Genomic DNA, 6,000 nt, shown 5'->3' on the forward strand with positions numbered 1-6,000 from the left:
CTGCTTTTTATATCGTTAGATAGGTTTTAGATTCGGGATTTGCTATAATGACTTTAGTTAATCTGATTTGAGGAGTACAGGTAATGAATGTTGGGATTTTTACGGACACTTATTTTCCGCAGGTTAGTGGCGTCGCGACGTCAATTCAGACCTTGAAGAATGACTTAGAGCGGAAGGGGAATACTGTTTATATTTTTACGACAACCGATCCCAAAGTGCCAAAAGATACAGTAGAACCTAATATTTTTCGTTTAGGTAGTATTCCCTTCGTCTCTTTCACCGATCGGCGGATTGCTTATCGGGGGATGTTTCATGCCTTAAAATTGGCTAAGGAATTGGATTTGGATATTGTCCATACGCAAACGGAATTTTCGCTGGGAATGATTGGGAAATTTGTAGCTTATAGCCTAAAAATTCCTTGTGTCCATACCTACCACACAATGTATGAAAATTATTTACATTATGTTCTCAATGGTCATCTATTGAAACCTTATCATGTTAAACAGATGTCCCGTTTATTTGTGGCGGGAATGGCCGGAGTAATTGCTCCCAGCGAGCGAACCTATGACACGTTAAAAGGTTACGGAATTATGACTCCCTTGGCAATTATTCCTACAGGAGTTGATTTGAGTCTCTTCCAGCAAGCAGTAGATACAACTGCCTTACGGCAAAAGTGGCATTTAGCAGCTGATCAAAAGATTCTATTAACATTAAGTCGAATTGCTAATGAAAAGAAAATTGAAGTTCTAATTAAAAATTTACCGGATTTATTGACCACTGATCCCCGCTTAATTTTGATGATCGTGGGGGATGGTCCCGATCGGGCCGATTTGGACGAGTTAGTAGACCAGTTACACTTAGAGCAAAATGTAATTTTTGCGGGAGAAGTAGATCATGACCATGTTTCACCTTATTATCATCTGGCCGATATTTTTGTTTCGGCTAGTGATACTGAATCCCAAGGCTTAACTTTTATTGAGGCGATGGCCGCTAATTTGCGTTGTATAGTTCGGAGCAATGAATATACGGACAATTTATTTGCTGATCCTAGTTTAGGAATTACCTATGATAATTCGACTGAATATTTGACCGCGGTTCGGACTTATTTAGAACAGAGGCCAACTACTGCTCATGGAGTTAAGGTGCGTGAGCAAAAATTATATAGTATTTCAGCAGAGGCTTTTGGAGATCGAGTTTTGGACTTTTACCAAGATTCCTATAAGTATTTTTTGAAAAAGAAATTAGCCAACAAACCTTTCAAGGGGGAAGAATATTATCATGATTAAAGTTACGATGTTTTCTTCAGCCCAGAAGGTTGCTGGACAGGGAGTTGGCAGCGCGTATAAAGAACTAATGCGTCTTTTACAAACTTATTTAGCCGATGATTTTACTGTCCGCGTTAATAAATATGGTCGTAGTGATATTAGTCACTATCACACCATTGATCCGCAGTTTTATTTATCAACCTTTTTCCCTAATCGGGGACGAAAGGTAGGTTATGTCCATTTTTTGCCCGAGACCCTAGTTGGAAGCTTACAAATTCCTAAAATTTTCCAAAAAGTGGTTTCTTGGTATATAATTTCTTTCTATAAACGCATGGATCAGATTATTGTAGTTAATCCGAGTTTTATTCCACGATTAGAAGAGTATGGCTTAGATCCTGATAAAATCACCTATATTCCTAATTTTGTTTCGAAGTCTGAGTTCTATCCCTTGAATACTGAACAAAAAGAACAATTACGAGTAAAGTACCAGATTGATCCAGATAAGTTTGTGATTTTGGGTGATGGTCAGGTACAAAAACGGAAGGGAATTGATGACTTTTATCGCTTAGCACAAAATAATCCCCAACTGCAGTTTATTTGGGCGGGGGGCTTTTCTTTTGGCAAGATGACTGATGGTTATGAGCGCTATCAGCAGATGATTGCGGATCCGCCAGCAAATTTATTATTTACGGGAATTGTTCCGCGAGAACAACTCAATGAATATCTCAATTTAGCTGATTTATTTTTATTACCATCCTACGATGAATTATTTCCCATGTCAGTTTTAGAGGCTTTTAATACCGAAACGCCTGTCCTATTACGTAATTTAGATTTATATAAAGCTATCATTGATGGTTATTATCTTGCGGCGGCAGACTATTCCCAGTTTAATCAGGCGATTCAACAATTAACTCAAGACTCCCAGCAGTTAAAGTGGTGGGCCCAACAATCACAAAAGGCAGCTGCATATTACTCGGAAGAGCATCTGAGCCAAATCTGGCGTGACTTCTATCGGAAACAACTTCGATAAAGAAAGGTTATTATGAGTCGGAAAAATCAACTTTCAACTTTTATCATGCTTGTGATTGGAATTGGAGTATTTGCCTTTGAAATGCGTCATACCAATCCACAGACCCTGCTAAAACAATTTTTAACTTTGAACCCAATTTGGCTCGTAGTAGCTTTTGGATCCATGTTATTATCTTATTTTTTTGAAGCTTTGGTCATGAAAGCCCTGCTTCATAATCGGGATGATGAATTACACAATTGGTGGAATTTGTTACGGATTCCTTGGATTCAAGCGCTCTTTAATGCAATTACTCCCTTTTCTTCCGGCGGTCAACCGGCACAATTAGTGGCTCTAGTCCAGTCGGGGGTCGAAGTAGGACGTTCTAGTTCAGTTTTATTGATGAAATTTATTATTTTTCAAACCATTGTCTTAGTGAATTTTATTCTAGCAATGGTCTTAAAGTTTGAAAATATTGCCCAGCATTTTACGGGACTAGCGGTTTTAATTATTGGAGGATTTGTGATTCATATTGTGACAATCGGCTTCTTACTGATGATTATGTTCTATTATCGTTTCACCAAAAAGCTGGTTTTGGGAGTTATGCATTTATTAGCATTTTTTATGGATCCTGATAAGGTAGAAAAAAGAACACAGACTCTGGTAACCAAAATTGATGCTTTCTATCAAGAAAGTTTAGTTTTAAAGCGTGAGCCGAAGAAGGTTTGTCTAGCTTCGTTGCTTACCTTTTTGCAGTTAGTATTTTATTATTTGGTGGTCTATTTCACCTTGCTTGCTTTGAAAATTCCCCAAGTTAACTTGGTGGATATGTTAGTCATGCAGGCGATGATCGTTATGATTACCTCAATCTTCCCGATCCCCGGAGGAACCGGTGGCGCGGAGTACAGCTTTAAAACTTTACTTGCCAGTTATATCACAGTCCCCAGTAAATTAATTTTGGGAATGTTCATCTGGCGTTTTATCACGTATTATTTAGGAATGTTTTTAGGAGTTATTGCAGTTGCATTTAAACCAATTAACGAACATCGAACAAGAAAAGTTCGTGGAGGCCAACCTTTAAATGAAGAATCTTTGGACTAAATTTAGAACTTTTTTGAATACCAAGTTAGGCTTTTTTGTCGTTGCGATTATCTTGGCTTGGATTAAAACCTATTTTATTTATTTAACCAAGTTTAATCTTGGGGTTAAGGGCAGCATGCAAAGCTTTTTGTTGCTATTTAACCCGATTCCTACTACTATCTTACTATTAGGTATTGCTCTGTACATGAAGGGACGTAAGTCCTATGTTTATTTATTAATTATTGATTTAATTACCTCACTCTGGTTATTCGCCAATATTTTATATTACCGAGAATTTTCGGACTTTTTGACTCTGACCTTAATCAAAGGCTCGGGTTCAGTAGCCAATAATTTAGGTAAAAGTATTTTAGGGATAACTAAACCGACAGATTTTTTAGTCTTTTTAGACCTGATAATCTTGCTAATTTTGCTAGGGAGTAAGCTGGTTAAAGTTGATGTGACTAAATTGAATTGGCGGATTCCAACGACGATTACCGCAATTGCGGCTGTTTTATTTGGAATTAATTTGACTTTGGCTCAACAGGATCGATCCGGTTTGTTAACGCGAACTTTTGATAATAATTACATTGTTAAGTATCTAGGTTTAAATTCCTATTCTGTATACGATGCCGTTAAAGCCGCTAAAACTAGTGCCGTTAAAGCCAACGCTAATAGTTCAGATATGAATTCGGTGGCTAATTATATTAATAATAATCGAGTAACGCCTAATGTCCAATATCAGGGTGTAGCTAAAGGTAAGAATGTCTTTATTATCCACTTGGAAAGTTTTCAACAATTTCTTTTAGACTTTAAATGGGATAACCAGGAAGTGACGCCCAATTTGAATAAGATCTATCATGCTCAAAATACATTAAGTTTTGATAACTTTTTTAATCAGGTTGGTCAAGGAAAAACAGCTGACGCCGAATTAATGCTTGAAAACTCACTTTTTGGTTTACCAGAGGGCGCAGCAATGGTCACCGATGGAACTACCAATACTTTTCAAGCTGCCCCAGCAATTCTAAGTCAAAAAGGCTACACTACGGCATCGATGCATGGTGATGTTCCTAGTTTTTGGAACCGAGATAATACCTATAAGTCGTGGGGGTATGATTACTTTTTCAGTTCACATTACTTCAAGGAAAAGAAAGACTATAATATTGGTTATGGGATGAAGGATAAGATCTTTTTGCGGGATGCTGCAAATTATGTCCAGCGTTTGCCTCAACCTTTCTATGCCAAATTAATTACAGTTACTAATCATTATCCTTATCTATTGGATAAGAAGAATCAGTCCATTTCTAAGACCAATACTGGTGACAGTACAGTTGATGGTTACGTCCAGACGGCTAAGTATCTGGATCAATCGATCGGTGAATTTATGGATTGGTTGAAAGCTACAGGACTTGATAAAAATAGTATGGTTGTTTTCTATGGGGACCATTACGGAATCTCAGCTAATCATAAAAAGGCTGTAGCAAAGCTTTTAGGTAAAAAAGATTTTAATGATTTTGACAATGCTCAATTCCAACGAGTACCGTTTATGATCAACATGGATGGCTTAAAAGGTGGAATTAATCACAATTACGGTGGCGAAATTGATGTCTTACCAACACTCTTGAATTTACTAGGTGTTGATAACAGTCAAACAGTTCAATTTGGTTCGGATCTTCTGGCGCCGAAACATTCCCAGTTGGTGGCCTTTCGTAATGGGGATTTTGTCGAACCGAATTTTACTAAGGTCAATGGAACGTACTATCATACCAAAACTGGGGCCGTTGCTCGTAATTTAACTTCAGAGCAAAAGCAACAAGTGGCGGCAATGTCCAACCAAGTGGCCACTGAATTATCTCTTTCTGATCGGGTAATCAAGGGAGACCTATTGCGCTTTTATAAGAATAAAAATTTCCAAAAAGTTGACCGGAAAAATTATACGTATAACAAGACTAAGGCCCTAAAAAAGCTGAAGAAGCAGAATAAAAAACAGAAGACTAGTATCATGTTCCAGAATAAGAACAAATCTTTACTAGATCTTTATCATACTGATGCGCCCGAATTAGAACATTAGGAGGTGCTTATTTGACTGAAAATAAGTTAGAGCAAATCATTTCTGGCTTACGTGCCCAAAAAATTCGCGTTACGGATCAAAGAAGGGCAATCTTAGAGTATATGATTACTCACCATAATCATCCAACAGCAGAGGATGTTTTTAATGATTTAAAGTCGACGATGACTAATATTAGTATTGCAACGGTCTATAATAATCTTAGATTTTTGACAACTGTAACGCCAATTAGAGAATTGACCTATGATGATAAGTCAATTCATTTCGATTACTTTCATAAGAATCATTTTCATGCGATTTGTAACAATTGTCAGCAGGTTTACGATGTCGATTATCATGATTATCCCTATTTGATCGGGGTTTTGGAAGGTGATTCCGGCTTTGAAATCAGTAAGATCGAGCTCAATGTCAAAGGAATTTGCAAAAATTGTCAAAAAGTACTTGCCAGGGAGAGAAAAAGTTGATAAGATATCTTCTGTTGTCAGCGAGGCGAAGAGCTAAGCGATGAGGGCCGAAAAAAAGTTCTTGACAAGCAACAAGACAGATGATAAAATAAACGAGCTGCTGTCAAAGCGGTTCAAACT

5 protein-coding genes are annotated in these 6,000 nt (G+C 37.4%); all 5 read left to right on the top strand.

The genetic code is table 11. From position 1 onward, the window contains the following. The first annotated feature begins 83 nt into the window (after positions 1-83). Genes HU830_RS06725 through HU830_RS06745 form a run of 5 tightly spaced genes read left to right on the top strand, consistent with a single transcriptional unit; the run spans position 84 to position 5,880 of the window. Positions 84-1,286: a glycosyltransferase family 4 protein gene (locus HU830_RS06725; protein ID WP_176943003.1), complete on the top strand. Its 1,203-nt coding sequence runs from the start codon at positions 84-86 to the stop codon at positions 1,284-1,286. Continuing rightward, positions 1,279-2,295: a glycosyltransferase family 4 protein gene (locus tag HU830_RS06730; RefSeq protein ID WP_176943004.1), complete on the top strand. Its 1,017-nt coding sequence runs from the start codon at positions 1,279-1,281 to the stop codon at positions 2,293-2,295. The genes HU830_RS06725 and HU830_RS06730 overlap by 8 nt, the downstream gene beginning before the upstream one ends. A 12-nt stretch (positions 2,296-2,307) precedes the next feature. After that, entirely contained in the window at positions 2,308-3,372 is a 1,065-nt protein-coding gene (locus tag HU830_RS06735; protein WP_176943005.1) for a lysylphosphatidylglycerol synthase transmembrane domain-containing protein, read from the top strand. Further along, positions 3,353-5,419 (top strand): LTA synthase family protein, encoded by a 2,067-nt coding sequence (locus HU830_RS06740; protein ID WP_176943006.1) that lies wholly within the window; start codon positions 3,353-3,355, stop codon positions 5,417-5,419. Before HU830_RS06735 ends, HU830_RS06740 begins: the two co-directional genes overlap by 20 nt. 11 nt (positions 5,420-5,430) lie before the next feature. Further along, positions 5,431-5,880: a Fur family transcriptional regulator gene (locus HU830_RS06745; protein ID WP_176943007.1), complete on the top strand. Its 450-nt coding sequence runs from the start codon at positions 5,431-5,433 to the stop codon at positions 5,878-5,880. Positions 5,881-6,000: the final 120 nt, after the last annotated feature.

It is taken from the genome of Bombilactobacillus apium (genome assembly GCF_013385145.1).
Lineage (GTDB): Bacteria > Bacillota > Bacilli > Lactobacillales > Lactobacillaceae > Bombilactobacillus > Bombilactobacillus apium.

What these genes read in the sequence shown, in the direction of transcription:
- HU830_RS06730 (WP_176943004.1), top strand. Translation starts at nt 1,279, where the DNA reads ATGATTAAAGTTACGATGTTTTCTTCAGCCCAGAAGGTTGCTGGACAG.
- HU830_RS06725 (WP_176943003.1), top strand. Translation starts at nt 84, where the DNA reads ATGAATGTTGGGATTTTTACGGACACTTATTTTCCGCAGGTTAGTGGC.
- HU830_RS06740 (WP_176943006.1), top strand. Translation starts at nt 3,353, where the DNA reads ATGAAGAATCTTTGGACTAAATTTAGAACTTTTTTGAATACCAAGTTA.
- HU830_RS06735 (WP_176943005.1), top strand. Translation starts at nt 2,308, where the DNA reads ATGAGTCGGAAAAATCAACTTTCAACTTTTATCATGCTTGTGATTGGA.